Here is a 26557-nt window from a genome sequence, read left to right on the forward strand (position 1 = left end):
AGGAGTCCGCAGCGTGACCGTCGCCGCCAAGATCAATCACCGGGAGACCGCCATGCCGGACAGCCGAGAAACGACCACGCTGGTGGCCTTGCTCGATTGGGCCTATCGCCGCCAGCGGATCGATGCGGACGACGCCAGGGCCCTGCACGAGGTCGAGCTGCTGGCCGGCGGCAGTGGATCGAGCGCGGCGAGCGTGGCCCAGAACGGGTTGTTGGGATGTACGATCCACTCGACGGCGCACAAGCAGCGGTCGGCGCATCACCCCGACGCCGTGATCGTCGCCGATTGCGTCGCCCTGCTGGCCGCCCCGGGGCGGTGGCTGGTTGAGCAGCACGCCCGGGCCGGGACCGTGCCGGATTGGGGGCAGAGCCAGCACCTCGAGCCGGTCATCCAGGGCGGCCGGCCCCTGGTGATCGAGGTGGAGCGCGTCGAGGTCAGGTACGGCAGGGGGCAGCGCCACACCGTGACCGTGACCTATTGCCCGCTCCAGCTCTGGCCGGACGACAGCTGGGTACGGATGCAGCGGGCCGAGTACATCCGCTGGCATCGGGCGCTGGAGGTGCTGGACGCCCTGCTGGCCGGCGCCGGGCTCATGCGCTGGCGGGTCGAGGGGATTGGGGCGCTGGGGGCACCGTGGGCTTAGCCTGGGGCATCCGAAGGGGTCGTCTCGACTTCCTCACCCCACGGCTTCAGCCCGGCGGAAATGGCGGCGCAGGCCAGTGCAGCCTCTCTCCCGATCGATGACTTACCCTCTTCACGATACTGGTAAGTTCGACGGGATATGTCGAGAGCCCTGGCGGCGGCCTCTTGCGACAGGCCGCAGGAGGCTCGCCATGCGCGGAGGCTGTCCGGGGTCACGATCCCCCCTCCGCTTCCCAAGCTTCTGAAAATTCTCGATCCGCGAACAGTTCTGCCAGCCCTTTCGTTTGCTTGAGCCGGAGAACTTCATCGGAGTCCATGCCAAGTTCTTTCGCAATTCGGTCATCCGACCAGTTGCGGCGCTGAAGGTCGATGACAAGGTCTGCCATAGCGTCGACGGCGTGCTTTCCTCGGGCGCGGTTATGACGGACCGTCGCGGCGATCCTGTCTTCCTTGCTTGTCCTGTCGGCGTTGATAACGGCGATCGGGAGGCGCCCATTCACCCGCCTTCTCACAGCCCCCACTTCCTTCCCAACGCGGTTTCGGTGGAACCCGTCCACCACCTCATATTGTCCGGGAGCGTCAGGCCACGTTACAAGCGGTTGGGTGAACCCGTCGGCCATAATGGACAGCTGCAACAATCTCATTTCCGGTGGGGCGACGGAGTTCGGATTGTAATCGTTTGCATGCACCGACTCGGCCGGAACCCACAAGACGCAATCCACGGGCTCTTGCCTCATGGGGCTATGCTCGTGCAACAGCAAGCGCAGCGCATTGATAACATCCATCCTGTCTTCGTCCGAGACCTCTGAAAGCCGGGAAAATATAGATCTACATTCCTCAATAACTGATTTTCCGATTAGATCAATCCCCATTCTTCCCTCCTTTGCTTCATGAGTTTCTTGTATTTTTCGTATGCCTCTGTTTTCGTGGGCGAGAATGAAAGCGTCTTACACCAATAATCATTCCTGACGAGTGTTTTGCATATCCGTCTCCAGGACGGCTTATCGTCAGCCGCCCCGCAGTCTGCCACCTGCCAGTCTGGAATCCCGTCTGGGAACTCTCGATCGCGATACCATTTGAGATAAGTTGCAATTTTGTTTTTGTAGTGTTCGGCCGTAGTTGATGGCATCGTTGCGAGCAAAAACATAGCGTATTGCTCCCATGTCATTTTTTCAGGCTTTGTTATCCTCGTATTTCCAAGAATATTACCGGATTCTTTTGCATAAAGAGACCCGCTATTTGCGCCATTGACCCGCGCGACAAGCAGCGCCCAGGTTTCTGGCTCGATCACCTGAAAAAGCCACAGCCCCTGGCGCTGCTCCGATCCAAAAGGTTCACATATCCGTTGACGAGAAAGCGGAACGCCAGCTTGGTGCATGCGGTCGTACAGCTTGTTGTACGGCTTAAGAAATTTCCCGCAATAAGTCCAAATATCCTCTGTCTTCCAATCGTATATGGGGTATGCGTTATAAACGGCGTCCCCCATCCATGTGGTCCACTGCAACCCCTCGAAAGTCGATTTCCTACGTGACATTGTCCGGTATCGATTCAGGCTTTCATCTGATCTAATTCCGACCAACATCGCGGACAATTGTCCGCCAGAAAACCAAGCCCCGAATGCGGGGACGAAATCCTCAAACTTCATCGCGTGCCGATAAAATGGAAACCGCCCCGGATCAGTGATTGCAAAATCAGGCGGGTTCCTGACCCAGGCTTTCCCCGGTTCCCACGCAATCCATTCCGGCTCAAATTGGCTGACGGCGTTCACTGTCGTTATGGGGAGGGCTACCCAATATGGGTCAATGTATTCATCATACAAACCAAACATCTCTTCGGCATGAGAGATAGTGAGTTTATATTGACACTCCCAGTCTATAAATAAAACCCCGACACGCCTCCGCCTTTTTGCAGCTTCTTCCATGACAAGATGCAGCATGACCGTGCTATCTTTCCCTGCGGAAAAAGACACACAGACCCTAGGAAAGTCGTCAAATATTCTGGCTATCCGCATCTTGGCGGCGGTCAGGACATCAATTCCAATTTTCCGCTTAGCCACAGCTCGACCTCTTCTCTTGTCCTACGGCAGACCAATCCAGACGGCGACACGGAACAGAAATATCTTTCAAAATTTCTCCAAGATAAATAATGCTTTACCTCGTATATTGACCCGCTTTCTAAAACAAACCAAAGCTCAACGCCTCTCGTATGGCGTGAGTTGGCCCTTTTTCTCTGCGTTTTTGGCCTGACGAATTCCCGTTCATACGAAAATTTTTCATTTCTCCCCGTAATTCTCGCCACCCAAGGCCGCCTTGACAGCCCGGCCATATCGAGACGGCTGGCAGCCTCCTTTCCTAAGCCTGCCTCGATTTTGATCGATTGCAGCCGAAACCATGCCTCGGTCGATTCCCCAAGCCATTCAAGACCAATCGTCGCCTTCATACGGGGCACCCATGATCCCGGAGCCACGGGAGGACGACTGTCTCAATGTCCGAGAGCGCTATCTTGGTCGCGCCAAGGGTCGGCAAGTCACCAATGAGCCAGTCCCCACGCGGCTCATCGTTGAATGCGACGGGCTTGCGTCGGTCAACCGCGCTAATCCTGATCGCCACGTCGCCGGCCGGGCCTTGGGGATATGATGCGGACAGCGTGATTGTGGTCGATCTCGCACCATTCTGGGCGCAGGCCTCATCGCGAAAATTGTACCCGTCCGAGGGGTAGTCAATGCGCCACGCGATGCTGTCGGAGAAGCTGCCCAAATCGTAGCTGTGGTGGGCCGCGCCCGGCTTTGACAACTGGTGCAGGGCCGAAAGCGCGTCAGCGATTGTAGCCATGGTGTGTCCTCACATCTGTGGGGCATCGCCCCGTCTTGACGGCCTCATTTTAGCGCAATTATTGCGCCATTCAAGCTAAAAAGCGCAAAATTTGCGCTGCCAATCGCGTGAAAAGGCCAATCGAAGCTGATCTCCCGTTGACTTTCTCGACGGGCGGATTGACGCTACGCCCAGTCACACTAGCGCCCGGCTGGGAAACCTCTCGGGCGCTTTCCGTTTCCGGCCCCAGCCAGCCGCCGGAAGCCCTGCCGATCCGGGACTGTGATCGGGCCGCGCGCCCCGGCATATGGGCGGGCGATCAGCCAGCGTCGGCCAGACAGGCGTAGCGAGCAAACGGGGTTGCCCAGCCGCCCGCGACACGGTATCTTGGTCCCGTTGCCGTCCGCAGGTGCTTCACGCCCTGGAAAAGACGGGGGTACCTCTGGCTAGGCCAGAGGGGCACTGGTCCCAGAATTTCCGCCGAGAGGCGGTCAGAAACCGCGCGGTAGTTCAAGGCAAGAACGCCGCCAGGATGTTGCGCGAACGTGGCGCGATTGATCGGCGGAAATTCGTGGATAGCTACCCACGGCCAGCGGGCCCAGAAGAAGGCCACACGGCAGAAGTAAAACGAGGCGCCCCGGCGCGCCTATCATCCGGACGCCGCCCGAGGATCGCGGGAGAATCCGCTGGGTGAGAACTTCTGGGGCGGCGGCACGGAAGGACGTGCGAAGCTGTAGGGGTGCAGGTAGGCGCCTAAGCGCCGAACGAAGCAGCCCAGCCGGTATCAAGCCCGGTCCGCCCATCCTTTCTCCCGCCGCGTCGGCGATGCCCGGGCCAGCCAACACGCCGACCTTGACTTTCTCGACGGGGGGGTTGACACTACGCCCAGCCACACGAGCGCCCGAGGGGAAACCCTCGGGCGCTTTCGTTTCCAAGGCAGGATAGCGCCGATGCCCAACGACCCGTTTTACCGGTCGCGCGCATGGGTGGCGCTGCGCGCCCAGGCGCTCAAGCGCGATGGCTATCGATGTGTGGTCTGCGGCTCGGACGTTCGGGCCAAGGGTCAGTCGCGCGTCGATCACATCCTGCCGCGCCGGCAGCGTCCCGACCTCGCCCTGGCGCTGTCCAACCTGCGCACCCTATGCTCCATCTGCGACAACCAGTCCCACCGCGAGAAGCGGACCGGGGCTCAGGGGCGCGAGGAGCGGTTTGTGGTCCGGGGTTGCGATGCCTCCGGCCGCCCGATCGACCCCAAGCACCCGTGGAACGGCAAATGAGAGCCATTCTCACGCAATCCCCAGGGGGGGTATCAAAAGTATAGGTCGATCGGGGTGGCCGACCGGTCGGGGCCTCGATTCGCAGCGCCGCGAAATGACAGGGTTTTTCCGCCATGGCCGGTCGCCGTCCGACACCGACCCACCTGAAGCTGGTCAGAGGCAACCCGGGCAAGCGCCCGCTGAACGAGGCTGAGCCCACCCCGGCCAGGGCGCTGCCCAGCCCGCCCGCCCACATGAGCGACGAAGCCAAGGTCGCCTGGGGCCGGATGGCGACGCTGCTGGACCAGATGGGCGTGCTGACCGAAGCCGATGGGTTCGGCCTGGAGCGACTGGCCGAGACCTACGCCGAGATCCTGCGCTACCGCAGCCTGATCGAGGCGGACGGCGTGACCTACACGACCACGGGGACCAGCGGAGACGCCCTGATCAAGGCGCACCCCGCGGTGGCGATGCTGGCCGACGCCGACCGCCGCTTTAAGTCGTACCTCGTCGAATTCGGGCTGACCCCGGCCGCGCGGACCAAGGTAAAGGTGGATGGCAAGGACCAGAAAGCCGACCCGATCGACGCCTATTTCGGCTGACGATCCGGCGACCGCTTATGCCCGGGCGGTGACGTCGGGCGAGCTTCCGGCCGGGCCGCACGTCCGGGCCGCGTGCAAGCGCCACCTCTCCGATCTGGAGACGGGGGCGGCGCGCGGCTTGGTCTGGGACGCGCCGGCGGTCGAGCGTGCCATCGGCTTCTTCCGCGATGTGCTGCGCCTGAACGGCGGCGAGTTCGAGGGCAAGCCATTCCTGCTGCTGCCCTGGCAGTGCTTCATCGTCGGCTCGCTATTCGGCTGGAAGCTGGGCGACGGATCGCGCCGGTTCCGAATGGCCTATGTCGAGACCGGGAAGGGCTCGGGCAAGTCGCCGCTGTCGGCCGGCATCGGTCTCTACGGCATGGTCGCCGACGGGGAGCCGCGCGCCGAGATCTACGCCGCCGCGAGCAAGAAGGATCAGGCCATGGTCCTGTTCCGTGACGCGGTGGCGATGGTGCGGATGTCGCCGGCTCTGTCCGGCCGCCTCGGTTTCAGCGGCGGCCCGGGGCGGGAGTGGAACATCGACTATTTGCAGGCCGGATCGTTCTTCCGGCCGATCAGCAGCGATGACGGCCAGTCCGGCCCGCGCCCCCACGTCGCCCTGCTCGATGAGATCCACGAGCACCGCGACAACACCATGGTGGAGATGCTGCGGGCCGGCACCAAGGGGCGTCGGCAGGCCCTGATCTTCATGATTACCAACTCCGGGGCGAACCGAACCGGGGTCTGCTACCAGTACCACCTGTACGCCGCCGACGTGTGCGCCGGGGTGAAGACCGACGATTCGTTCTTCGCCTACGTCTGCGCCGTGGACGAGGGCGACGATCCGCTCGCCGACCCCTCCTGCTGGGCCAAAGCCAACCCGTCCCTGGGCCACACCTTCCAGACCCGCTATCTCGAGGAACAGGTCAACCAGGCGCGCGGGATGCCGAGCAAGGAAGCGATCGTCCGCCGCCTGAACTTCTGCGAGTGGACCGATGCCGCCGAACACTGGATCGGCTCCGACCTGTGGGACCGGGCCCAGGCCGACGATATCGACGTCGAGGCGCTGCGCGGCCTGCCCTGCTGGCTGGGCCTCGACCTGTCGAGCAAGCGCGACCTGACGGCGCTGGCGGCAGCTTGGCGTCACCCGGACGGCGCCCTGTCGGCGGCGGTGTGGTTCTGGACACCGGGCGACACGCTGGATGAGCGGGCGCGGATCGACAATGTGCCCTACCGGGCCTGGGTGTCCGAGGGGCACCTGCTGGCGCCGCCGGGCCGGATCATCGACAAGGGGCACGTCGCCCAGTTCGTCGGCCGACTGGCGGTCGAGCACGATGTGCAGGCGATGGCCTACGATCAGGCCCAGGCCGATGATTTCCTCCGTGCCTGCGACGATATCGGGCTCGATGCCTGGATTGACGATGGGGAAGGCAGCGGCGACGGCCTGCGGATGATCCGCCACGGTCAGGGTTTCGCCGGCTATCAATCAGCCTCCACGATGTGGATGCCCCGGAGCATCGGGGCATTGGAGGAAGCCATTGTCGGCGGCACGCTCCGGGTTCGCCGCAACCCGGTGCTGACCTGGAACAGCGCCTCGGCGGTGCTGCTGACCGACCCGAGCGGCAACCGGAAATGGGACAAGCGCAAGGCCACCGGCCGGATTGACGGCATGGTGGCGCTCACCATGGCGGTCGGAGCGGCCCTGGCGCTGCGCGAGAGCGTCGGCACTTCTTTCTGGGAATCGTGACCATGGGCGTGATCGGCAGGCTGTTCGGCCGTGAGCGGAAATCCGACGCGATCACCGACACGCTCGAACTGTGGCGCGAGCTATACGGCTCTCCACCGGCGAAGTCGGGCCAGACGGTCAATTGGCGCACTGCCCTGCACGTCTCGACCGTGCTGCGCTGCACCCAGGTGATTGCCGACGGCCTGTCGACCGTCCCGCTCAAGCTTTACCGCCAGGACGAGAACGGCAGCCGCAAGCCCGGGACGGATCACCCCCTTTACGACCTCCTCTCGGTCGCGCCGAACGATTGGCAAACCAGCGTCGAATACCGCGAGACGCTGGCGTTTCATCTGGTCCTGGCCGGCAACGCCTATTCCTACATCGGCCGTGTCCGCGGTCAGATCGCCGAACTGATCCCGCTCGAGCCGGGTCGGGTCGAGGCCAAGCAGGAAACCGACTGGCGCCTGCGCTACTGGTACACCGGGCTTGACGGTCGGCGGGAGGAGATCCCGGCCGAGGCGATCTGGCACCTGCGCGGCCCCAGTTGGAACGGCTGGATGGGGCTGGAGGCGGTGCGCCTCGCCCGCGAGGCAATCGGCCTGTCGATGGCGCTGGAGGAATCGCACGCCAGCCTGCACCGCAACGGGGTCAAGCCCGGCGGCCTGTATACCGTCGACGGCACGCTCAACAAGGATCAGCACAAGCAGCTGACCGAGTGGATCGAACAGAACTACGCCGCAACCCGCAACGACGGCAAGGCGCTGGTGCTGGACCGGGCCGCGAAATGGACCTCGCTGTCGATGACCGGCGTTGATGCGCAGCACCTGGAGACCAGGAAATATCAGGTCGAGGAAATCTGCCGCGCCTTCGGCGTGCTGCCGATCATGGTCGGCTATTCCGACAAGACCGCGACCTACGCCAGCGCCGAGCAGATGTTCATCGCTCACGCGGTCCACACCATCCGCCCCTGGCATCGCCGGGTCGAGGCATCCGCCCGCGTTGCCCTGCTGACCCGCGAAGAGCGCCGAAGCGGCCTGTACCTCAAGTACCAGGACAACGAGCTGCTGCGCGGCGCCGCGAAGGACCGGGCGGAATATTACGCCAAGGCCCTCGGCGCCGGCGGCACCAAGGGCTGGATGACTCAGAACGACGTCCGGGCCTGCGAAGACATGGACCGCTCGGACGATCCGAAAGCCGACGAACTGCCGCAGCCGACCGCCAAGGCCCTCGGCGCCGGCCCTTCAGACCCCGCCACCTCCGGGACGTAACCACAATGGACAGAGCCTCTTTCGGCCTCCGCGAGGTGAAGCTCGCGGGCGGCGACGCCATGACCTTTTCCGGCTACGGCGCGGTGTTCGACAACGTCGATTCCTGCGGCGACGTCATCATCAAGGGCGCGTTCACGGAAACGCTCGACCGGGCCAAGTCGAGCGGCCAGTGGCCGGCGATGCTGATGCAGCATGGCGGCCTTGGCTTGGGTGCGGATGACATGACCCCGGTTGGGATCTGGACCGACCTGGAAGAGGACAATATCGGCCTCAAGGTCACCGGCAAGCTGGCCGACACCACCCGCGGCCGCGAGGCCTACGCCCTGCTGAAGATGGAGCCGCGCCCGGCGATCGACGGGCTGTCGATCGGCTACATCGCCAAGAGCTACGAACCGCGTTCGCGGCCGGAAGATCCGCGCCGCAAGCTGACCAAGGTCGATTTGCTGGAGGTTTCCCTGGTGACGTTCCCGGCCAACGCCAAGGCCAGGATCGGCGCGGTGAAGTCGGCGGTCGGTCTGACCGTGAAGGATGCGGAGGAGGCCCTGCGCGATGCCGGGTTCTCGCGGATGGAGGCCAAGGCGATCCTCGCCAAGGGCTTCAAGGCTATTGGCCAGCGCGAGGCTGGTGATGGCGATCAGGTCGCTGCGCTGCAGCGGCTCATCTCAACCATTTCCAGGTAGGAGGCACCATGCCCCGCGGTAACGATGACACCGAATTCAAAACGGCGCCCGAGCCGGGCGATCTGCCGAAGGTGATCGAGCAGCTCGGCTCTGCCTTCGAGGAATTCAAGGCCAAGATCGAGACCGAGCAGAAGGAGATCAAGGCGGGCCTCAGGGCCGCGCCGGCCGACCTGACCAAGGTCGAGAAGGCCCTCGACGGCCTGCAGGCGGCGAAGGACGCGATCGAGGCCAAGGCCGCCGCCGAACGGAAGCGCCTCGATGACCTCGAAAAGCTGTTGCGGCGTCCGGGCGGCGGTGGCGGCGCCGACCTCCAAGAAGCCGAACTGAAGTCGTTCAACCTGCTGACGATCGCCCATGCGAATCGTCTCAGCCGTCCCCGGCCGACCGGGCTGCAGCCCGAGGATTACGCCAGCTACCGCAAGGGGTTCGAGGCCTACCTGCGTGGCGGCGACCAGCGGATCGACGAGGCCGACCGCAAGGCCATGTCGGTCGGGTCCGACCCCGATGGCGGTCTGCTGGTCCAGGCGGACGTCACCGGGCGCATCGTCTCCCGGGTCTACGAGACCTGCCCGATCCGCCAGATCGCCGCGACCCAGACCATCAGCACCGACGCCTTGAAGGGTGTGATCGACAATGACGAGGCGGGCGACATGGTGATGGTCGGGGAGACCACGGCCCCCGGCGCCACGTCGACCCCGCAGATCGGCGAGTGGCGCATCCCGGTGTTCGAAGGCGCCGTCGAGCCGAAGGCCACCCAGCAGCTGCTGGAAGACGCTGCCGTCGACGTCGAAGCTTGGTTGGCGAAAAAGGTCGCCGACAAGATCGCCCGGGGGCAGAACCGGCGCTTCGTGCTGGGCAACGGCGTCAACGAGCCGCGCGGCCTCGCCACCTATCCGACCGCGGCGACGGGGGACGGCTCCCGGTCCTGGGGCACGCTCGAACACGTCGCCACCGGGGTGTCGGGGGCGTTTGCCTCCTCCAACCCGGCCGACATCCTGTTCGACCTGATCGGCGCCTTCAAGGATGCCTACCTGCAGAACGCCCGCTTCCTGACCCGGCGCGAAGTGATCACCATGGTGCGCAAGTTCAAGGAAACCGGGACCGGCCAGTACCTCTGGCAGCCCGGCCTGCAGGCGGGCCAGCCGCAGCAGTTGGTCGGCTTCCCGGTGACGATCGCCCAGGACATGCCGGCCCTGTCCGCCGGGTCGCTGTCGCTGGCCTTCGGCGATTTCGCCGAGGGCTATCAGATCGTCGACCGCCTCGGCATGACCACGATCCGCGACAACCTGACCCTCAAGCCCTACATCAAGTTCTACACCCGCGTCCGGTTTGGCGGCGGCGTGCTGAACTTCGAGGCCGTCAAGTTCATCAAGTTCGGCGCGTAAGGAGCCCCCCATGCGAGACCTTAAGTCCAGAATCGCTCCGGTCGCGGCGATCGCCCCGGCGGTCTATTCGGCCGACACCACCCCCGGCGCCGTCGACCTGCGCGGCTTCGGTTCCGCCGTGATCCTGATCAACGTCGGTGTCGGCGGTATCACCTTTACCGCCGCCAACAAGATCGAGTTCGTTCTGACGCACTCCGATGACGACGCCACCTATACCCCGGTCACCGATGCCGATGTCCAGGGCGTCACCGGCATCACCGGGGGCATCGTCAAGGCTCTGACCGCCGCCCAGGCGGCGGCGACGATCGACGAAATCGGTTACGTGGGCGGCAAGCGGTACCTCAAGCTGCTGGCCGACTTCTCGGGCACCCACAGCACCGGCACCGCGATCGCGGCCTTGGTGATCAAGGGCCACCCCGAAATCTTCCCGGCCTGATCCTGCGTCGAGAGGCGAACCGCGTTCGCCCACCCTCCCTTTCCCTCGGAGCCCCCACCATGATCTCGACCCTGAGCGTCATCACGCCGGCGACGGCGCGTGACCTGACCACGCTCGACGCGGCCAAGGCCGAGCTGTCGCTCGCCGATGCCAGCGCCGACACGGCTTTGGCCGCGATGATCGCCCAGGCCTCGGCCGCGATCGGGTCCTGGTGCCGGCGACCCGAGGGCTTTGGCCGCGAGACGGTCGCGCAGACCGTCCGCCGCATGCCCGGCGACCCGGCGCCGGCCCGGCTGATCCTCGACCGCGACCTTGCCCCCGCCGTCACCTCGGTGACGGCGGACGGGGCCGAGCTTGGCCCCGATGAATGGGCGCTCGACGGGTCGCTGCTGCTCCGGCTGTGCTGCGACCGGCCGTCGCATTGGCGGTCGATCAAGACGGTGATCACCTACACGGCCGGCTACGACCTGCCGGCCGGCTGCCCGGCCGACCTCGCCCGCGCCTGCCTCGAGCTGGTGACGCGCCTGTGGCACGCGGCCGGGCGGGATCCGTCGTTGCGGACCAGCAGCGTCGAGGGCGTCGGGGCCAATTCATGGTCCGACCCCGACAAGGTGGCGCTTGCCCTTGTCGATGGCCTGCCGGCCGAGATTGCCGCCCGCCTCTCTCCTTACAAGCGGTGGTCGGTCTGATGACCCCGGCCAGCTACCGCGCCATGATCCTGTCCAAGGGGGGCCCACTGCCGTGGCGGGCCAGGACCGGGAGCGGAGCGGACCAGTCCCCGCCGACCCTGGCCGGCGAGGTGGAGGTGGCGACGGCCGCCCCGGCCGGTGCCGCCACCCTGTCCCTGCGGGCCGAGTATGCGGTCGGGCGGCTGGTGGCGGGGGACGTCATCGCCGTCGGCGGTCGCTTTTACACCGTCGCGGCCCCGACCTCGGCGGCCGATGGCGGCCTGTTCGCGGCGGTGCCGATCGACCCGCCCCTGGCGGGCGCCGTCCCGGCCGGCGCCCCCGTCACCCTGTCCTTTGCCGCCGATACCGTCGTCACCGCCCGGGTGGTCGAGGTCACCGCCAAGGATCTGATCGGCGGGGTCGAGGCCGGAGACCTCCGGGCGGTCATCGCCGCCCAGGGCTGCCCGATCGTCCCGGCCCTCGGCCATGAGGCGCTGGTTGACGGCGCGCCCTATCGGGTGGTGACCGTCAGCCGCAAGACTTGGGGGGTGATCCTGCTGGGCTGGGAGGCCCAACTCCGCAAATGATCTCCGATGCCGCCATCCGCGCCGCGCTGGAGGCGCCCCTCGGCGCGTCTTTCGCCGGGCTGCCGGTGTCCCGCGTCGGCGAGGGCGCCGACCCGCGCGGACCGCACATCCGCACCTATCTGGTCCGCGAGCGCCGGGTCGAGCTGTATCGGGGCATCCGTCGGGCTCGGGGGATGCTCGGCATCCTGGTCCACGCTCCGGTTGGCGACGGCATTGCCGCCGCCGAGGCGGTGGCCGACCGGATCCCCCGCCTGTATCGCCCGGACGACACCACCGATGGCGCCCTGCCGCTCGGGGCCCGGACCATCGTCATCCGCGAGGTCTCGGTGATGAGCCCCTATCGCGGTGTCGATGAGGCGACCGCCATCGAGCGCTGGCTGATCGTCCCGGTCCAGATCGACTGGCGGCTCGACATCACCGCCCCCTAACCCAGGAGCCCCCATGCCCGACACCGACCCGGCCGACGCCACCCCGGCGCCGGAACGCCCCGCCTTGTCCCCCGCCGCCAGCTTCGAGGCGTGGTGGCAGGCGACCATTCCCGACTCGGCGATCAGCCGCGACACCGATCGCTACAACCGGCTGTTCGCCCTGAAGCAGCAGATCCTGCCCCTCCTCGAGGAGTAAGCCATGGCCCAGTACAGTTTCGGATCGGGCAACCTGATCCTGGTCCCCCTCGCCTCCGCCGTCTCCACCCCGGTCAGCTTCAACGCGCTCCAGGATATGAGCCTGGACTTCAAGTTCGACAAGAAGACCCTGCACGGCCAGAAGCAGTTCCCGCTGGCGGTCGCGCGCGGGAAGGGGTCGATCGAAGGCAAGTTCAAGGATGCCTCGGTCAATTCCGCCCTGTTCAACAGCGTGTTCTTCGGCGATGTCGGCGCGCCCGGCCAGTTGCTGGCGGCGATCAACGAGGCCGGGGCGATCCCCTCCAGCACCGCCTACACCATCACCGTCGCCAACGCCGCCGCTTTCTCCACCGATGGCGGTGTCCGCTATGCCGACACCGGCGCCCCCTTCACCAAGGTCGCCGCCGCCCCGACCGCCGGTCAGTATTCGGTGTCGGCAGCCGGGGTCTACACCTTCGCCGCCGCCGATGCCGGCAAGGGGGTGGTGCTGTCCTACACCTACACCGCCACGACCGGCGGCGTGGTCACCACGATCACCAACAAGGACATGGGGTCGGCCCCGCTGTTCAAGGCGATCTACACCACCGCCTACCAGTCCAAGCGCCTGACCATCCAGCTCAACTCCTGCATGGTCGATGACCTCAAGCTGTCGGCCAAGAATGACGACTATTCCATCCCCGAAATGTCGTTCAGCGCCTTCGCCGACGCCGCCGGCAATGTCGGCATCGTCTCCGTCACCGAATAAGGACCTCCCCATGAGCATCGCCACCGAAACCGGCACCATCACCTTGGCCGGGACCGAGTACCAGATCCGGGCCTTTTCGCTCGACGAATTGCAGGAGGTCCTGCCGCTGATCACGGCCTATTACCAGGCGGTCGCCACCCAGGGCCACGCCGCCGCGATCAGCGTCGCCACCCAGGTGCTGGCCAAGGCCTTGCGCCGCGACGATGTCGGCGCCCTGCCGGCGACCGTCGATGACGTGTGGGCCGCGATTGACCGCATCGGGGGGGTGGCCGGGCTCCGGCAGCTGGGGGAGCGCCTGACGGCGCTGGTGCCCCCGAATGCGACTGGGACCGGCTCTACGCCGACCTCGTCGTCTTCGGGGCCGGAGACTGGGAGTCCGTCGGCCGCCTGACCCTGCACCGGGTCAAGGCCCTCTACGCCGCGTGGCGGCGCACCCCGCCGGTCGGGGTGATGGTCGCCGCCTACCTCGGCCACAAGGGCGATGAGCCCGAGGGCACCGAGGTCAAGAAGGCGGGTCTGGCCCAGTTCCTGGCCGATTTCAGCGCCGCCGGCGGCGTGATCATGCGGGGGTAGCGAATGGCCCGGATGCCCGCCTTCGACCGCATGATTTCGGTGGTGCTGACCGGCGCGCGGGAGCAATGCCAGCAGGAACTGGTCCGGATCGTCAAAGACGAGCTGGGCCGCGTCCTGCGGGAGGATCGCCCGACCGATTACGATCAGGCGATCGACGGGGTGCCCGGCCGCGCGATCGAGCAGATCGACCCGTTCGGCCGGGCCTACTTCCATTTTCGCTACGGCGCCGAGGTGGTCGGTTTCGCGCTCGAGGCCCTGCGCGCCGTCAGCCCGGTGTTGAGTGGGGCATACCGGCGCGGGCACGAGGTGTTTGCCGACGGCGCCCTGGTCACCGACCTGTCCCAGATCGGCGACGCCAAGACCGTGGTGATCACCAACACCCTGCCTTATGCCCGCAAGATCGAGGGCGGGCGGCGGGTGAAAGCCAAGGATGACGCCCCAGCCCAGCGCAAGGGCTCCAGCGCCCAGGCCCCGGACGGGGTCTACGAGCTGACCGCGAAAACCGTCAACCGGCGGTTTGGAAATATCGTCAAGACACGCTTTGGTTACGTTGGGGTTGACGGCGCCGAGGGCGCGAAAGGTCGGGGCCGTTTCCCGGCCCTGATCATCGAGATGCAAGGGCGGTAACATGGCCGACGAACGGACAGTCGATCTCCGCATCGACGGGAGCCAGGGCGCGCAGGCGCTCGGGCAGGTCGAGGCGGCGGCCGAAGGCGCGGCCGATGCGATGGGCGAACTGGCGGCCGAGGTCGAGAAGACCGAGACCAACACCCGCCGCCTCACCTCGACCTCGCGCGATTATCAGGCCGCCGCCCGCACCGTCGGCGACAGCGTCCAGTCGATCAGCCGGTTCGAGCAGGCCTACCGCGCCAGCTTGGCCGACACCAGCAACGCGGCCGAGACGCGAGCCAAGATCCTTGCTGCCGCCTTTTCCCGCACCATCGGCGGCGCGATGGACGAAACGCGGGCCACGGCCCTGCTGGCCGCCGGCCATCGCGACGCGGCGGACGCGGTGCGCTTCGTGGTCGAGCAACAGGCTGTCCTGGCGCAGGCGGCCGAGGCCGTCACCCGGGCCGACGCCGTGGCCACCGCCGCCGCGAAAAGCAATGCCGCGATCCGGGTGGAGGCGCTCCGCAAGGAAGCCGACGCGCGCCGGCAAGAGGCGGCGGCGGCGACCCTCGCCTTCCTCGGCGGCGGGATGCCCAGCGGCGGAAAGTCGGCCGGCGAATCGGCTGGCGTTTTCGCCCTCGCGTTCCGCGAGGAAGCGGCGGCGGCCGATGCCTCCGCCGCCGCCCTGATCCGCCGCCAGCGCGCCGAGCGGGAAGACCGCGAGATGGCCGAGCGGTGGCAGGCCATGCTGGCGGAAGAGGCGCAGGTCAAGCGGAAGGTCATCAACGACACGCTGGACATGGGAGACGCCGCCGTCCGCGTGTCCGGCCAGATGGTCCAGGCCCGCCAGATCATCCAGGCCAACCTGATCAACGTCGCCAACGTCGGCATGGCCTCGGGCTGGGACCCGGCCCTGATGCTGTCGCCCGTCCCCGACATCATCTACGGCCTCAAGTTGTATTACGAGGGCAGTCAGAAAGCGGCCGAGGCGGCGCGCGAGACCGGTGAGGCGGCGTCCGCCTCGGCCGAGGATATCGCCGCCACCGGCGAGATCGCCGAGACCGCCGGCTCTCGCCTGGGCGCCCTGGGGACCGCCGGTACCGGCGCCGGGGGCGGCCTGCTCGCGGCGGCAGCCGCCGCTTCGGCGGTGGTGGTGGCGATCGGCGCCAGCGTTGTTGCCGCGATGCAATACCGTGACCGGCTGGAGGACATCGATAAAGCCTTAAAACTGACCGGGCAGGGGTCGGGCCAGACTGCGTCGAGCCTGGAATCCTTCGCCCACACCATGGCCGACTCCGGCCGGGTCTCGGTTTCGGAGGCGCGGGAGATTCAGAAGGCAATGCTGGAGGCCGGTACGGTTTCCAGCGGGGCTTTCGAAAAAGCGGAAACGGTGATCGCCGATTGGGTGGCGCTGACCAAGACCGCCCCGGCAGAGGCGGGGAAGGCCATCGCCGAATCTCTGGGGGACCAAGCCAAGACCGCCCAGATGCTGATGGAAAAGTACCAGGGCCTGACGGCGGAACAGGTCCGCGCCATCGAAGCGATGGTTCGCATGGGCGATACGACCGGGGCGCAGAACGCCGTGCTGGACGGCTACCGCGCCGCTATCGCCCGGGCGGCCTCGGAAACGAGCCTGTGGACCAGGGCCGTCAACGGCCTGTCTGATGCCTGGGATTCTTTCAGGAACGCATCATCAGGCTCATTGACCGTTGCCGACAAACTGGCCGAGGCGCGGGAACGGCTGGCCAATCTCGAAAAAGGCAGTGGAACCGGTGGCTGGATGTTCGGCCGCCAGGACATGATTGATGCCGAGCGCCGGCGCATCGCCGATTTGGAGCGCCAGCTTGCCGAGGAACGCGACCGGGCGGATAAGGCTGCGGCCAGCAGCAAGGCTGCCGCCGATCTTGGTGCGGCCACCACGCTCGCCAAGACCATCCTGCCGACCGAGCCGGCCCGGCAGGCGCTGGCCGGCCAGCGCGCCACGGTCGAACAGGGGCTCGACGCCGCGAAGGCGGCCGGCGACGCGGCGGCGGTTGACCGGCTGACCCAGGCGTTGGGCGCGGTCAACCGGGCCGAGAGCACCTACGTCACCGAGGGGCAGCGCGCGGTGCTGATGGCCGAGGCCCAGGCCAAGGCCACCCAGATGGGCGGCGTCGAGGGTCAGCGCTATCTGGCGATCCGGCAGGCCGAGATCGGCCTGTTGGGCAAGGCGGTCGAGGCGGGCGAGGCCGAGGCCACCATGCAGGCAGCTCGCACCGCCGCCAACGCCGCCGCGACCAAGGCCTACAGCGATCAGCAAAAGCAGATCGCCGCCGCCGCGATCGACGCCCGCAAGGATCTCGCCCTGACCGGCCTCGACGCAGAGCGGCAGGCGCTGACCCAGCGCCGCGCCCTGCTGGAGGTGTCGGCGACCGAGGAACTCTCCCTCGCGCTCAACATCGAGGATCGCCGCCGCGCGGTCGAGATGGAGGCGGCCGAGGCCAAGCTGGCGCTGCTGCGCAAGGATCACGCCGATCAGCGGGTCGAGATCGCCGCCGCCGAGGCGGACATCACCGCCCTGCGCGCCAAGCATGCTGCCGAGCGCCAGAAGCAGCTTGACGAAGAGGTGGCGGCGCGGGCCAAGGCGGCGCGCGATCTGGCCGCGATCGAGGCCGACGGGCTGGCCGGTCAGGCGACCGCCGGCCTGTCCTCCCGTCAAGAGGACGCCTCGTTCCGCAAGTCGATGGGCCTGTCGGACGGGTCGGAGCAGATCGCCTCCGCCCGCGCCATCGCCGAGGAAAAATACCAGATCGAGCGCGACCTGCTCGACCGCAAGCTGGCCCTGGCCGGACAGGAGGAAACCGAGCGGGCGCGCATCGCCAACCAGCTGGTGGATCTGGAACAGCGCCGCGCCCTCCAAATGAAACAGATCGACCACCAGGAGACGCTGAACCGTCTGGCGGAAATCAAGTCGATCACCGCCCCCTTCCTCGACGCCACCCAGCAAATGACCCAGGGTTACATCCAGGGGACGTTGACCCGCCAACAGTTGACGCAGCGTGCCGCGCAGTCGATTGCAATTTCCTATGCCAACATGGGTGTCAAGGTCGCCGCCGATTGGATGCACCGAAACATTGTTATGGGGGCGGCCGATGCTCTATTTGCGAACACGGCCATTGGCCGATGGCTCGGGCTGGAGGCGGCCAAGACGGGGGCGACGGGGGCCGGGGCGGCATCGCGGACCGCGATTGGCGCGACCGAGAATGCATCCTTCTTCGGGCGCATCGCCGAACAGATCGCGCAATGGCTCGGGCTGGAGGCGGCGAAGACGGGGGCGACGGCGGCCGAAGCTGGTGCCAGGGCGACAACCGATACCGCCGCATCCATCGCCGCTATCGCGGCGGCAAAGGCCGAGGCTGCCGCCGAGATCCCGGCCTATGCCGGTATCGGCGCGGCGGCGGCAATGGCATCGGTCGCCGCGATCCCGTTCGTGGGCTGGGCGATGGCGCCCGAAGTCGGCGCAGCCCACCTCGCCACCGCAATGAGTTTCCTTGGGGTCGCCGCAGCGGAGAGGGGCTGGGGGGAAGTGCCGTCGGACGACATGCCGACGCTGCTCCACAAGAAGGAAATGGTCCTGCCGGCCTCGCTGGCGGTGCCCCTCCGCGCGATGTTGACCGGCGGCGGGGCGGAGGCGACGGCGCTCCCCGCCGGCAATGCCCAGATGCGGGGGATGCCTCGTTTGGGCCTGCCAGATTTCTTGCGTGAATCGCCGGGGGCAAATTTCACCGCCAGCAGCAACACGACGCACAACAGCCCCAAAATCGACCACACCGTCAACGTCGGCCCGATCACCGTCAACGGCCCGGTTCGCAAGCAGGACATCATGAATATGAAGGCTGAAATCTCCGAGGCGGTGTTTAAGGCCCAGAAAGACGGGAACGCCTTCGCGCTGGCTCTGGGTGGGAGGAAAAAGTCATGAGCGACGACACAAACGATCTGGTTATTGGCTCAATCGACGTATTGCGCGGGCTGATAGTTTGCGTGATCGAAAGTGGAATTATCACTCATCAATCAGCCATTAACGTTATGAATACGATAATAGATATCCAAAAGAACAGAGATTGCGGAAACAACCCGGTGCGCCATATCCCTGCCGAACTGCTGCGGGAAACGGTGGAAGCCTTGTTGAGCGCCCCGGCATCGTCTCGCCCGTCGCTGAGATTGATCCTCGGGGGCGCATCCGAACGGGAGGAAGTATCCCAAGGCGATTGACCATCGCCTTCAACAAACGGCGGACCTGACGGAGCGTTGACCCACACCCGCATAGAAGGTGATGATGCCTCTCATGAAGCGTGATATGGACCTTGTTCGGGAGATCCTCCTGGCCGCCGAAGCCGCGCAGGCGGTTGTGTCGGCAGCCGATCTTTCCGTGACCGGGGAGTGGAGCGACGCGGAAGTCCTCTATCACGCGGCTATCTTGATCGAGGCCGGCTATCTCGCCGGAACGACGCTGGCCGGGGCCAACGGAACCCCGATCGCCGTGACAATTGCCCGCATGACGTGGGAAGGGCATGACTTCCTCGACGCCGTGCGGGACCGGACCATCTGGGAGCGCACCAAAACCCATCTGCGCAAAGCCGGTGCCGGGCTGATGCCGGCCTTGGTCAAGGAGGTTGCTGTCGGTCTGATCCGTCTGGGCGTTGGGCAGATTGCCTGATGCCATCGGCTGCGTCATGATAAAGCAGAAACAACCGATAGGGGCTTAAAATGCGAAGGGCGATTGCCGCCATAAGCGTTGTGGCGCTGGCAGGGTGCGCGGCAAGCGGGGTTCAGGTTAAAGAGGAGCAGCTCGCTCAGTTCGAGCCAGGAAAGACGACGGTACAGGACGTTGTGGCATCGATTGGGAAGCCGTCCAATCAGATGCTTCTGCCAGATGGATCCCGCGTTCTGGTTTACAGCTACGCGCAGGTCCAGACCAGACCGGAAACGTTCATTCCCATCGTCGGCGCCTTTGTCGGGGGCGCCGATATGAAGACGAATTCGGCGACGCTCACCTTCGACCGCGCCGGACTCCTCAAGACCGTCTCGGCATCGTCCGGTGCAACGGGTACTGGCATGGGGCTGTCGTCTGGAGCGTCAGCCCCGGATCGCGTGCCGGATCAGCCCCGGCAGGCGCCATAGCGCCCTGCCGCGCCGTTCGACCTTTTCAGGGCCGTCCTTCGGGGCGGCCTTTTTCGTTGGAGCCTCCGGCATGAGCAACGCTTTGTTCCCGTCGCTGCCCGGCCTGACCTGGGACATCAAGCGCTCGCCGGAATTTTCGACCACCATCGTCAAGGGCGCGGACGGCGGCGAGACCCGGATCGGCAATTGGGTCTACCCGCTGTGGCACTGGACGCTGACATACGAGCTGCTGCGCGACGATGCCACCGACGAACTTCGCACCCTGCTGGGCTTCTTCCTGGCGCGGCAGGGGCGGCTCGACGATTTCCTGCTCCGCGATCCGAGCGACTGCGCGGTGTCCGGCCAGCTGCTCGGCACCGGCGACGGGGTCACCACCACGTTCCAGGCGGTGCGCGGCCTCGGCGGCTTCGTCGAGCCGGTCAAGGCGCTGTGGGGATCCCAGGCGGTCTATGTCGCGGGCGCCAAGCAGCTGTCGGGCTGGACGGTCTCGGACAGCGGCCTGTTCACCTTCGCGTCCGCCCCTGCCCCCGGCGCGGCGATCACCGCCGACCTGTCCTATTGCTGGCGGGTCCGCTTTGATCTCGATCAGGCCGAGTTCAACCAGTTCGCCCGGAACCTCTGGGACCTGCAAACCTGCACCCTGGTGAGCGTGCGATGATCGACGTCTCCCCCGCCCTCAAGACCCTGCTGGCCGAGCGCCGGCCGCACCGCGTCTTCGATTTGTGGACCATCGCCCTCCCCTGCGGCTTGACCCTGCATTGGACCTCGGCCGACATCGCGTTGACGGTGGACGGGCAGACCTACGGCTCCGACCTCCGCATCACCCGCGACAAATGCCGGCTGACGACCGGGGTGGAGACGGCCTCGCAGCAGATGACGCTGTCCCCCGATGCCGGCGCCGAGCCGCTGATCGCCGGCATCCCGCTGCGGCAGGCGCTGCGGGTCGGGATGTTCGACGGCGCAGCGGTGCGGCTGACCTGGGCCTATTACGACCTCGCCACCCCGCCCGGGCTGATCGGCACCCTGCTGCGCTTCACCGGCTTCGTCGGCGACATCGACTGCTTCGCCGCCAAGTCGGTGCTGACCATCAACAGCCCGCTCAAGCGCCTGGACCTGCAAATACCCTGGCGGGTCTACGGCGCCGGCTGCCGCTGGGTGCTGGGCGACGTCGGCTGCGGTGTCGATCTGGCCGCGCACGCGACCGCCGGCACGGTGCTGCCGGGGTCGAGCAACGGCTATGTCGTCACCAACATCGCCGCCGGAGCCTGGGCCGGCGGCACCCTGGCGCTGACCAGCGGCGAGGATGCCACCTTCCGCCGCGCGGTGCGGGCGGCCGATGGCGGCAAGCTGCTGCTCAAGACCCCGCTGCCCTGGGCGCCGCAGCCGGGCGACACCTGCCTCCTAACCCCCGGCTGCGACAAGACCCAGGGCACCGCCACCGGCTGCGGCCGGTTCGACAACGTTCTGCGCTACGGCGGGATGCCCTACATCCCCTCCCCCGAAACCGCCTACTGAGCCGAGACACCATGACCGACCTGGAAGCATCGCAGCGCGCGGCGGTGGTCGCCGAGGCGCGCTCGTGGCTCGGCACGCCCTACCACGAGCGCGGCCGGGTCAAGGGCGCAGGGGTCGATTGCGCCATGCTGCCGGCCGAAATCTATGCCGGCCTCGGCCTGATCGGCCCCCAGGACCCCGGCTATTACCCGCCCGACTGGCACCTGCACCGAGGGGTCGAGCGCTACCTTGCCGCGGTCGAGCGGGTCGCCCGCTTGGTCGATGCGCCGCTGCCCGGCGACCTAGTCATGTACCGCTTCGGCCGCGCCTTCGCTCACGGCGCCATCGTCACCGGCTGGCCGACGATCATCCATGCGGTCAAGGGCCTTGGCGTCATCGAGTCGTCTGGTGACGGCCCCGAGGTCGCGGGCCGCGTTCGCCGCGCCTATCGCTTGCGGGTGTGGTCGTGACCATCTTCGGCGGCGGCCAGACGACGCAGCCCGAGGCGACCACCACCCAGCACGAGACCGCGCTCAACGTCCAATCGTCGAGCGCCGGCAAGGTGGTCGCGGTGGTGCTCGGCACCAAGCGCGTCGCCGGCAATCTGGTCTGGTATGGCGATTTTCAGGCGATCGCCCACACCTCCTCCTCCGGCGGTGGCGGGGGTGGCGGCAAGGGCGGTGGCGGCGGGGGCGGCGGCACCACCACAACCAGCTACACCTACAAGACCTCGACCATGGTCGGCCTGTGCGTGGGACCGATCCAGGGCATCGGCACGGTCTGGGTATCGGACGATAAAAAGGCACTGGCCGATCTCGGATCGTCGGTCAACGTCGCCACCGGCGCGCACGGCCAGCCGGTCTGGCCCTGGCTGGCCTCGGCCCACCCCGATCAGGCGCTGGCCTATTCCGGTCTCGCCTATGTCGGCATTGCCGCCGCCGACCTCGGCACCTCCAGCAGCCTGCCGGCCTGGAACTGGGAGGTGCGCGGCCTCGGCACCCCGGTCGCCACCGATGCCGGCGGGGCCTACGACATCTCGCCCGCCGAGGCGATCCGGCTCGTGGTCGAGGATACCGCCTGGGGCTGCGGCCAGGTCGGGATGATGGCCGATCTGACCGATTACACGGCGTGGTGCGCCGCGCACGGCATCGTCATCAGCGACGCCTACACCGACGCCAGATCCGGCCGCGAGATCATCCAGGATTACACCAAGGCCACCCTGTCCGAGGCGGTGTGGTCGGGCGACCACCTCAAGATCGTGCCCTACGCCGATCAGCCGGTTGGCGATTATGTGCCGGACCTGACCCCGGTGCTGATCGTCGATGCGACCATGCTGCTGCCGGCGGCGAGCGATGACGAGACCCCGATCAAGGTCAAGCGCAAGGATCAGTCCGACCTCGCCAATTACCTAACGGTCGAGTACCACGACCGCAGCGACGATTATAACGTCAACACCGTCACCGCGACCGATGACGGGCACAAGGCGACCTACGGCCAGCGCCCCGGCAACTCGATCGCCGCTCATTTTTTGCACACGGCGGCGATCGCACAGCACGTCGCCGACATGGTCCAGGCGCGCGACCTGTCCGTTACCGCCGGCTACGAGTTCGGCCTGGGCCCGGTCGGCGCGATCGTCGAGCCGATGGATATCCTCTGGATCGGCGAGCCCGGACAAGGCTTCGTCAACTTCCCGGTGCGGGTCAAAGAGATCACGGAAGAGGATGCCTTTTCCTTCCGGGTCACCGCCGAGGATGTGCCCGGCATCGTTGGCGCCATGGCCTCCCGGCCGGTCGCGGTCCGCTCCGGCTACCGCTCCGGCTACAACATCCCGCCGGCGGCGCTGTGCAACCCGCCGGTCATCTTCGAGGCGCCCTACGAGCTGACCACGGCCGCCGGGCGGCTTGAGGTCTGGGTGGCGATCAGCAGTGCGGATCCGAACTGGGGCGGCTGCGAGGTGTGGCTGTCGCTCGACGGCGACACCTTTAAGCGGGCGGGGGCGGTCAACGGCAAGGCCCGGACCGGCGTGCTGTCCGCCGATCTGGCGGCCACCGCCGACCCTGACACCGCCTCGACCCTGGCGGTCGATCTGTCCGAGAGCGGCGCCACCCTGCTGTCTGGCACCAAGACCGACGCCGACCTCTATGTCACCCTTTGCTGGGTCGATGGCGAGATGCTGTCCTACCGCGACGCCGACCTGACCGGGCCCGGCCGCTATGACCTCGCCTATCTCCGGCGCGGGGCCTACCGCTCGACGGTGTCGGTCCACGCCGCCGGAGCGCGGTTCGCCCGCCTCGATGACGCGATTTTCAAGCTGCCGTTCACCGCCGACATGATCGGCACCACGATCCATCTCAAGGTGCTGGGGTTCAATCAGCGCGGCGGCGGCTTGCAGGACATCGCCGACGTGCCGGCCTATGCCTACCAGATCACCGGCCGCGACCCGCCGCCGACCCCGATCAACCTGTTTCGTCGGGATGGCCGGGCCTATTGGGAAATCCCGGACCCGCCGGCCGACCTCGCCGGCAGCCGCATCCGCCACCTGGCCGGCCGGACCCGCAACTGGCAGCAGGGAATGGACTGGCCGACCGATGGGGCGGTGGTCACCGCCCGCGAGCTTGATCTGGCGCAATTCGGGTCCGGCGAGCGCACCATCATGGTCCGGTCGGTGGATACCTCCGGCAACCTCTCGACCGGCACCGCCTACCTGACGGTTGGGCTGGGAGAGCCGGCGGTCGCCAACGCCGTCTGGACCTATGACGACGCGGCCGCCGGCTTTGCCGGGACCGTGGCTGACGGATCGGTGGTCGACGGACACCTTGTCGCGGCCGATACCGGCGAGGCCTATTTGCCTGCCGATGCCCCGCTGTACTTGCCCAACATCGATGACCCGTACCTGCCTGTCTCTTACCAGCGGATGGTCTACGACCTGCCGCCGATCGTGCCGCCGGCCGACTTCACGCCGGGATCGATGACGATCGCGGCGACGATTAGCGGCGAGGGCTGGCAGATCCTGCTGCGGCACCACGATGGCGGCCTGTACCTCCCGGACGATGCCGCCGCCTACCTCCCGGACGATGCCGCCGCTTACCTCGGCGGTGTGTCGGCCTGGACCCCCTGGCCAGGCAGCATGACCTGCACCCGCCAGCCCTACTACGTCCGGATCGTGACCGAGGCCGGCGTTAACCAGGGCGTCGTCTCGGCGCTCGCCGCCGTGGTTGATGTCCCCGACATCGTCGAGTCGTTCGAGGATCTGTTCATCCCGGCTGGCGGCGGCCGGATCCCGATTACCCGGACTTATCGGGCGATCGACTATGTCGGGACGATCACCCTCCAGGACACCGGCACTGGTGCTGTCTCGGTCCTGGTGGTCGATCGCGACCCGATCCGAGGGCCGCTGCTGCGGGCCGTCAACTCGGCGGGCGCCGACACCGCCGCCGTGATCGATATCCACAATCTCAAGGGGCACTGACATGGCGACCGAGTTGCCCGCCAAGGGGTATTTTACGAACGACAAGCGCAATGTCGGCGAGGCCAAACAGGCACAGGACGATATGCTGGAGGCCCTGCGCGAGACTCGCGCGGCGGTCGGGGAGATCGGCGGCGCGGTCGGCGCCGTCCGGGTCAGCCCCGCCGACACCACCCCCGCCACCCTGTCGGCCAAGATCGGGGTGGCGGGGCCCCTGACCGCAAATGTCACCACGGTCGAGGGGGTGGGGGAGGTGCTGATCCTTGGGCTATCCGCCAGCACCCTCATCACCGGCCGCGAAACGGTCACCGCTGGCGAGGAGATCGCCGCTCTTGCGACGATCTATTGCGACACCTTTGGCCAGCGAGGGCCGGTCGGTCGCTGGTACGCCATTGACACCGATGCGACCAACCCCGTCCGCTGCTCTCCTGTGCGAGGTATCGCCCTCGCCGCCATCTCAGCCGGGCAGATTGGGGCGGCCCAGGTCGGCCCCGGACCGGTTTCTGGCTTTGTCGGTTTAACCCCGGGCGCGCCCGTGTGGGCCTCGGCGGTGGTTGGGGGGGTGACCCAGACTGAGCCCGCCGTTCCGGCCAGCGGGGCGCAAAACGTATCCGTTTGCCTGGGGCGCGCAATCAGCGCGACGACCATTGCGTTCGAGCCGTGGCACGCTGCGGTGTTTCAAGCGCGTAATTCGGCGCTTGCGGTGGGTGCGGCTGTCACGGTCGAACATTGGGTCGATGCCGGTGCCCGTGAAAGAGAGGCTCGCGCCTACCTTGTTGCCTCTAGTGGCTATCAGAAGCTCATCGGCGGCACGCCGATTGGCGGGTACAATTATGGCTCCAGAAGGTCTGCTGCGTTCGACGGCGTCACATCGCAGGGCGGCGCCTCCGGCGCCCAGTCAAACAACATCAACCCTGATTCTATCGGGCTTTCATTCAGTTCTCCGCAGCCTCTGCATAGAGTTGTTTTGTATGCTCCGACAGATGTCGGCTATGATCCCAATTCTTCTAACGCAACAATAAAGGTGCAGGGATCAAACGACGGGTTCGCCACACAAACTGACCTTTACACCAGCGCGGGGAGGACAGACACCAATACAGCGGGTGTTGTTATTACAATCGACTCTTCATCTGGGCTTTCTACCGGCACGCCATATCTGGCGTATAGAGTCTCTGAGCAGGGGACAACTTCTGGCAGAAACGCCTATTGGGCCGAAGTGGAATTTTACGCCGCTGTATCGGCGCGGGATGAGCCCTTGGTGATCGGCAGTGAAACGATCAACGCCGTGGCGACAGACCGCGTGACAGTGAAATTTGCCGATGCCTCTGACGGCAACGCGGCGACCAAAACAACGTTCACCAACAGAACCGGTGCCACCCGTGACCTTGTCGTCGAGGTCTCGCTTTAGCCAGCCATTCCACCCCGGCCGCCGCGTGCGGCCTTTTTTGTGCCCGCCTGAAAGGAGCCGCCATGCCGGCCAACCCGTCTACCGTCAACGACTTTGGTGCTGCGGGGGTTGCCGGCGGCGTCCTCGCTTTTGCCCACCTGCTTGAGCCCCTGTTGCAGGTGGTCGTGCTGGCGCTGACCGCCGTTTTCCTCGCCCAGGGCGTGACCCTGCGGCGCCGAGCCCTGAAATCGCGCATCACCCCCGAGCCCGAGGATGACATCCAATGACCACCGCCTACGACCCCGCCACCCTGCGCGCCGACCTGATCCGCGACGAAAGCCTGCGCCTCAAGCCCTACCGCTGCCCCGCCGGCAAGCTGACCATCGGCATCGGCCGCAATCTCGATGATGTCGGCATCAGCCGGGAAGAGGCGGAAACCCTGCTCGACCACGACATCGCCG

General features: G+C 66.5%; 31 protein-coding genes. 27 read left to right on the forward strand and 4 right to left on the reverse strand.

Annotated features, from left to right (window positions below; all coding sequences use genetic code 11):
- The first annotated feature begins 13 nt into the window (after positions 1-13).
- Complete coding sequence (locus ACFSNB_RS13425) at positions 14-643, forward strand: hypothetical protein (RefSeq protein ID WP_377317389.1); 630 nt, start codon at positions 14-16, stop codon at positions 641-643.
- Here ACFSNB_RS13425 and ACFSNB_RS13430 read toward each other — a convergent pair.
- The 4 genes from ACFSNB_RS13430 to ACFSNB_RS13445 all read right to left on the reverse strand — a co-directional run bounded on the left by ACFSNB_RS13430 (position 640) and on the right by ACFSNB_RS13445 (position 3473).
- Entirely contained in the window at positions 640-858 is a 219-nt protein-coding gene (locus ACFSNB_RS13430; RefSeq protein WP_377317391.1) for a helix-turn-helix transcriptional regulator, read from the reverse strand. The genes ACFSNB_RS13425 and ACFSNB_RS13430 overlap by 4 nt on opposite strands.
- Positions 855-1427: an IbrB-like domain-containing protein gene (locus ACFSNB_RS13435; RefSeq protein WP_377317393.1), complete on the reverse strand. Its 573-nt coding sequence runs from the start codon at positions 1425-1427 to the stop codon at positions 855-857. Before ACFSNB_RS13435 ends, ACFSNB_RS13430 begins: the two co-directional genes overlap by 4 nt.
- A 71-nt stretch (positions 1428-1498) precedes the next feature.
- On the reverse strand, positions 1499-2653 hold the full coding sequence (locus ACFSNB_RS13440; RefSeq protein ID WP_377317449.1) for a phosphoadenosine phosphosulfate reductase: 1155 nt from the start codon (positions 2651-2653) through the stop codon (positions 1499-1501).
- Between the two features lie 424 nt (positions 2654-3077).
- The gene (locus tag ACFSNB_RS13445) at positions 3078-3473 is read right to left on the reverse strand and encodes a hypothetical protein (RefSeq protein WP_377317395.1); all 396 of its coding nucleotides are present in this window, start codon (positions 3471-3473) and stop codon (positions 3078-3080) included.
- A 929-nt stretch (positions 3474-4402) separates the two neighbouring features.
- On the opposite strand from ACFSNB_RS13445, the gene ACFSNB_RS13450 reads away from it, so the two are divergent.
- The 26 genes from ACFSNB_RS13450 to ACFSNB_RS13575 form a co-directional block, all read left to right on the forward strand.
- Positions 4403-4729 (forward strand): HNH endonuclease, encoded by a 327-nt coding sequence (locus ACFSNB_RS13450; RefSeq protein WP_377317397.1) that lies wholly within the window; start codon positions 4403-4405, stop codon positions 4727-4729.
- Between the two features lie 113 nt (positions 4730-4842).
- On the forward strand, positions 4843-5310 hold the full coding sequence (locus ACFSNB_RS13455) for a phage terminase small subunit P27 family (protein ID WP_377317399.1): 468 nt from the start codon (positions 4843-4845) through the stop codon (positions 5308-5310).
- A 118-nt stretch (positions 5311-5428) separates the two neighbouring features.
- Entirely contained in the window at positions 5429-7036 is a 1608-nt protein-coding gene (locus ACFSNB_RS13460) for a terminase large subunit (RefSeq protein WP_377317401.1), read from the forward strand.
- A gap of 2 nt (positions 7037-7038) precedes the next feature.
- Positions 7039-8283, forward strand: coding sequence for a phage portal protein (locus tag ACFSNB_RS13465; protein WP_377317403.1), 1245 nt, complete (start codon positions 7039-7041; stop codon positions 8281-8283).
- Positions 8284-8288: 5 nt separating this feature from the next.
- A complete protein-coding gene (locus ACFSNB_RS13470; RefSeq protein WP_377317405.1) occupies positions 8289-8963 on the forward strand; it encodes an HK97 family phage prohead protease in 675 nt (224 codons plus the stop codon).
- 8 nt (positions 8964-8971) lie between these two features.
- Positions 8972-10348 carry a phage major capsid protein gene (locus tag ACFSNB_RS13475; RefSeq protein ID WP_377317407.1) on the forward strand — a complete coding sequence of 459 codons (1377 nt, stop codon included), beginning with the start codon at positions 8972-8974 and terminating at the stop codon, positions 10346-10348.
- A gap of 10 nt (positions 10349-10358) precedes the next feature.
- Entirely contained in the window at positions 10359-10784 is a 426-nt protein-coding gene (locus ACFSNB_RS13480) for a hypothetical protein (protein ID WP_377317409.1), read from the forward strand.
- A gap of 59 nt (positions 10785-10843) precedes the next feature.
- On the forward strand, positions 10844-11473 hold the full coding sequence (locus tag ACFSNB_RS13485) for a hypothetical protein (protein WP_377317411.1): 630 nt from the start codon (positions 10844-10846) through the stop codon (positions 11471-11473).
- Positions 11473-12039 carry a hypothetical protein gene (locus ACFSNB_RS13490; protein WP_377317413.1) on the forward strand — a complete coding sequence of 189 codons (567 nt, stop codon included), beginning with the start codon at positions 11473-11475 and terminating at the stop codon, positions 12037-12039. The genes ACFSNB_RS13485 and ACFSNB_RS13490 overlap by 1 nt, the downstream gene beginning before the upstream one ends.
- Positions 12036-12467, forward strand: coding sequence for a phage tail terminator-like protein (locus ACFSNB_RS13495; protein ID WP_377317415.1), 432 nt, complete (start codon positions 12036-12038; stop codon positions 12465-12467). Before ACFSNB_RS13490 ends, ACFSNB_RS13495 begins: the two co-directional genes overlap by 4 nt.
- A 13-nt stretch (positions 12468-12480) precedes the next feature.
- On the forward strand, positions 12481-12663 hold the full coding sequence (locus tag ACFSNB_RS13500; protein WP_377317417.1) for a hypothetical protein: 183 nt from the start codon (positions 12481-12483) through the stop codon (positions 12661-12663).
- Between the two features lie 3 nt (positions 12664-12666).
- Positions 12667-13407 carry a hypothetical protein gene (locus ACFSNB_RS13505; protein ID WP_377317419.1) on the forward strand — a complete coding sequence of 247 codons (741 nt, stop codon included), beginning with the start codon at positions 12667-12669 and terminating at the stop codon, positions 13405-13407.
- Between the two features lie 10 nt (positions 13408-13417).
- Positions 13418-13798 (forward strand): hypothetical protein, encoded by a 381-nt coding sequence (locus ACFSNB_RS13510; protein WP_377317421.1) that lies wholly within the window; start codon positions 13418-13420, stop codon positions 13796-13798.
- 59 nt (positions 13799-13857) lie between these two features.
- Positions 13858-13980 carry a hypothetical protein gene (locus tag ACFSNB_RS13515; protein WP_377317423.1) on the forward strand — a complete coding sequence of 41 codons (123 nt, stop codon included), beginning with the start codon at positions 13858-13860 and terminating at the stop codon, positions 13978-13980.
- Between the two features lie 3 nt (positions 13981-13983).
- Complete coding sequence (locus ACFSNB_RS13520) at positions 13984-14607, forward strand: hypothetical protein (RefSeq protein WP_377317425.1); 624 nt, start codon at positions 13984-13986, stop codon at positions 14605-14607.
- Position 14608: 1 nt separating this feature from the next.
- Positions 14609-18547: a phage tail length tape measure family protein gene (locus tag ACFSNB_RS13525; RefSeq protein ID WP_377317427.1), complete on the forward strand. Its 3939-nt coding sequence runs from the start codon at positions 14609-14611 to the stop codon at positions 18545-18547.
- Positions 18544-18840, forward strand: coding sequence for a hypothetical protein (locus ACFSNB_RS13530; RefSeq protein WP_377317429.1), 297 nt, complete (start codon positions 18544-18546; stop codon positions 18838-18840). Before ACFSNB_RS13525 ends, ACFSNB_RS13530 begins: the two co-directional genes overlap by 4 nt.
- A 73-nt stretch (positions 18841-18913) precedes the next feature.
- Complete coding sequence (locus ACFSNB_RS13535; protein WP_377317431.1) at positions 18914-19285, forward strand: DUF2513 domain-containing protein; 372 nt, start codon at positions 18914-18916, stop codon at positions 19283-19285.
- A 50-nt stretch (positions 19286-19335) separates the two neighbouring features.
- Positions 19336-19749 carry a hypothetical protein gene (locus tag ACFSNB_RS13540; RefSeq protein WP_377317433.1) on the forward strand — a complete coding sequence of 138 codons (414 nt, stop codon included), beginning with the start codon at positions 19336-19338 and terminating at the stop codon, positions 19747-19749.
- 70 nt (positions 19750-19819) lie between these two features.
- Complete coding sequence (locus ACFSNB_RS13545) at positions 19820-20407, forward strand: DUF2460 domain-containing protein (RefSeq protein ID WP_377317435.1); 588 nt, start codon at positions 19820-19822, stop codon at positions 20405-20407.
- The gene (locus ACFSNB_RS13550; RefSeq protein ID WP_377317437.1) at positions 20404-21264 is read left to right on the forward strand and encodes a DUF2163 domain-containing protein; all 861 of its coding nucleotides are present in this window, start codon (positions 20404-20406) and stop codon (positions 21262-21264) included. The genes ACFSNB_RS13545 and ACFSNB_RS13550 overlap by 4 nt, the downstream gene beginning before the upstream one ends.
- A gap of 11 nt (positions 21265-21275) precedes the next feature.
- Positions 21276-21713 carry an NlpC/P60 family protein gene (locus tag ACFSNB_RS13555; protein ID WP_377317439.1) on the forward strand — a complete coding sequence of 146 codons (438 nt, stop codon included), beginning with the start codon at positions 21276-21278 and terminating at the stop codon, positions 21711-21713.
- A complete protein-coding gene (locus ACFSNB_RS13560; protein ID WP_377317441.1) occupies positions 21710-24712 on the forward strand; it encodes a phage tail protein in 3003 nt (1000 codons plus the stop codon). The genes ACFSNB_RS13555 and ACFSNB_RS13560 overlap by 4 nt, the downstream gene beginning before the upstream one ends.
- 1 nt (position 24713) lies before the next feature.
- Complete coding sequence (locus ACFSNB_RS13565; protein ID WP_377317443.1) at positions 24714-26117, forward strand: hypothetical protein; 1404 nt, start codon at positions 24714-24716, stop codon at positions 26115-26117.
- A gap of 62 nt (positions 26118-26179) precedes the next feature.
- The gene (locus ACFSNB_RS13570) at positions 26180-26383 is read left to right on the forward strand and encodes a hypothetical protein (protein WP_377317445.1); all 204 of its coding nucleotides are present in this window, start codon (positions 26180-26182) and stop codon (positions 26381-26383) included.
- Positions 26380-26557: glycoside hydrolase family protein (locus ACFSNB_RS13575; protein ID WP_377317451.1), on the forward strand; the 178-nt coding region annotated here is incomplete at its 3' end. The genes ACFSNB_RS13570 and ACFSNB_RS13575, both read left to right, overlap by 4 nt.

It is taken from the genome of Phaeospirillum tilakii (assembly GCF_042683125.1).
Lineage (GTDB): Bacteria > Pseudomonadota > Alphaproteobacteria > Rhodospirillales > Magnetospirillaceae > Phaeospirillum > Phaeospirillum tilakii.

Coding starts and splice junctions, on each gene's coding strand:
- ACFSNB_RS13525 (WP_377317427.1), top strand. CDS start 14,609: ATGGCCGACGAACGGACAGTCGATCTCCGCATCGACGGGAGCCAGGGC.
- ACFSNB_RS13495 (WP_377317415.1), top strand. CDS start 12,036: ATGATCTCCGATGCCGCCATCCGCGCCGCGCTGGAGGCGCCCCTCGGC.
- ACFSNB_RS13515 (WP_377317423.1), top strand. CDS start 13,858: ATGGTCGCCGCCTACCTCGGCCACAAGGGCGATGAGCCCGAGGGCACC.
- ACFSNB_RS13445 (WP_377317395.1), bottom strand. CDS start 3,473: ATGGCTACAATCGCTGACGCGCTTTCGGCCCTGCACCAGTTGTCAAAG.
- ACFSNB_RS13480 (WP_377317409.1), top strand. CDS start 10,359: ATGCGAGACCTTAAGTCCAGAATCGCTCCGGTCGCGGCGATCGCCCCG.
- ACFSNB_RS13555 (WP_377317439.1), top strand. CDS start 21,276: ATGACCGACCTGGAAGCATCGCAGCGCGCGGCGGTGGTCGCCGAGGCG.
- ACFSNB_RS13485 (WP_377317411.1), top strand. CDS start 10,844: ATGATCTCGACCCTGAGCGTCATCACGCCGGCGACGGCGCGTGACCTG.
- ACFSNB_RS13535 (WP_377317431.1), top strand. CDS start 18,914: ATGAAGCGTGATATGGACCTTGTTCGGGAGATCCTCCTGGCCGCCGAA.
- ACFSNB_RS13490 (WP_377317413.1), top strand. CDS start 11,473: ATGACCCCGGCCAGCTACCGCGCCATGATCCTGTCCAAGGGGGGCCCA.
- ACFSNB_RS13520 (WP_377317425.1), top strand. CDS start 13,984: ATGGCCCGGATGCCCGCCTTCGACCGCATGATTTCGGTGGTGCTGACC.
- ACFSNB_RS13440 (WP_377317449.1), bottom strand. CDS start 2,653: ATGCGGATAGCCAGAATATTTGACGACTTTCCTAGGGTCTGTGTGTCT.
- ACFSNB_RS13565 (WP_377317443.1), top strand. CDS start 24,714: ATGGCGACCGAGTTGCCCGCCAAGGGGTATTTTACGAACGACAAGCGC.
- ACFSNB_RS13510 (WP_377317421.1), top strand. CDS start 13,418: ATGAGCATCGCCACCGAAACCGGCACCATCACCTTGGCCGGGACCGAG.
- ACFSNB_RS13545 (WP_377317435.1), top strand. CDS start 19,820: ATGAGCAACGCTTTGTTCCCGTCGCTGCCCGGCCTGACCTGGGACATC.
- ACFSNB_RS13450 (WP_377317397.1), top strand. CDS start 4,403: ATGCCCAACGACCCGTTTTACCGGTCGCGCGCATGGGTGGCGCTGCGC.
- ACFSNB_RS13455 (WP_377317399.1), top strand. CDS start 4,843: ATGGCCGGTCGCCGTCCGACACCGACCCACCTGAAGCTGGTCAGAGGC.
- ACFSNB_RS13435 (WP_377317393.1), bottom strand. CDS start 1,427: ATGGATGTTATCAATGCGCTGCGCTTGCTGTTGCACGAGCATAGCCCC.
- ACFSNB_RS13465 (WP_377317403.1), top strand. CDS start 7,039: ATGGGCGTGATCGGCAGGCTGTTCGGCCGTGAGCGGAAATCCGACGCG.
- ACFSNB_RS13540 (WP_377317433.1), top strand. CDS start 19,336: ATGCGAAGGGCGATTGCCGCCATAAGCGTTGTGGCGCTGGCAGGGTGC.
- ACFSNB_RS13500 (WP_377317417.1), top strand. CDS start 12,481: ATGCCCGACACCGACCCGGCCGACGCCACCCCGGCGCCGGAACGCCCC.
- ACFSNB_RS13570 (WP_377317445.1), top strand. CDS start 26,180: ATGCCGGCCAACCCGTCTACCGTCAACGACTTTGGTGCTGCGGGGGTT.
- ACFSNB_RS13470 (WP_377317405.1), top strand. CDS start 8,289: ATGGACAGAGCCTCTTTCGGCCTCCGCGAGGTGAAGCTCGCGGGCGGC.
- ACFSNB_RS13475 (WP_377317407.1), top strand. CDS start 8,972: ATGCCCCGCGGTAACGATGACACCGAATTCAAAACGGCGCCCGAGCCG.
- ACFSNB_RS13530 (WP_377317429.1), top strand. CDS start 18,544: ATGAGCGACGACACAAACGATCTGGTTATTGGCTCAATCGACGTATTG.
- ACFSNB_RS13550 (WP_377317437.1), top strand. CDS start 20,404: ATGATCGACGTCTCCCCCGCCCTCAAGACCCTGCTGGCCGAGCGCCGG.
- ACFSNB_RS13505 (WP_377317419.1), top strand. CDS start 12,667: ATGGCCCAGTACAGTTTCGGATCGGGCAACCTGATCCTGGTCCCCCTC.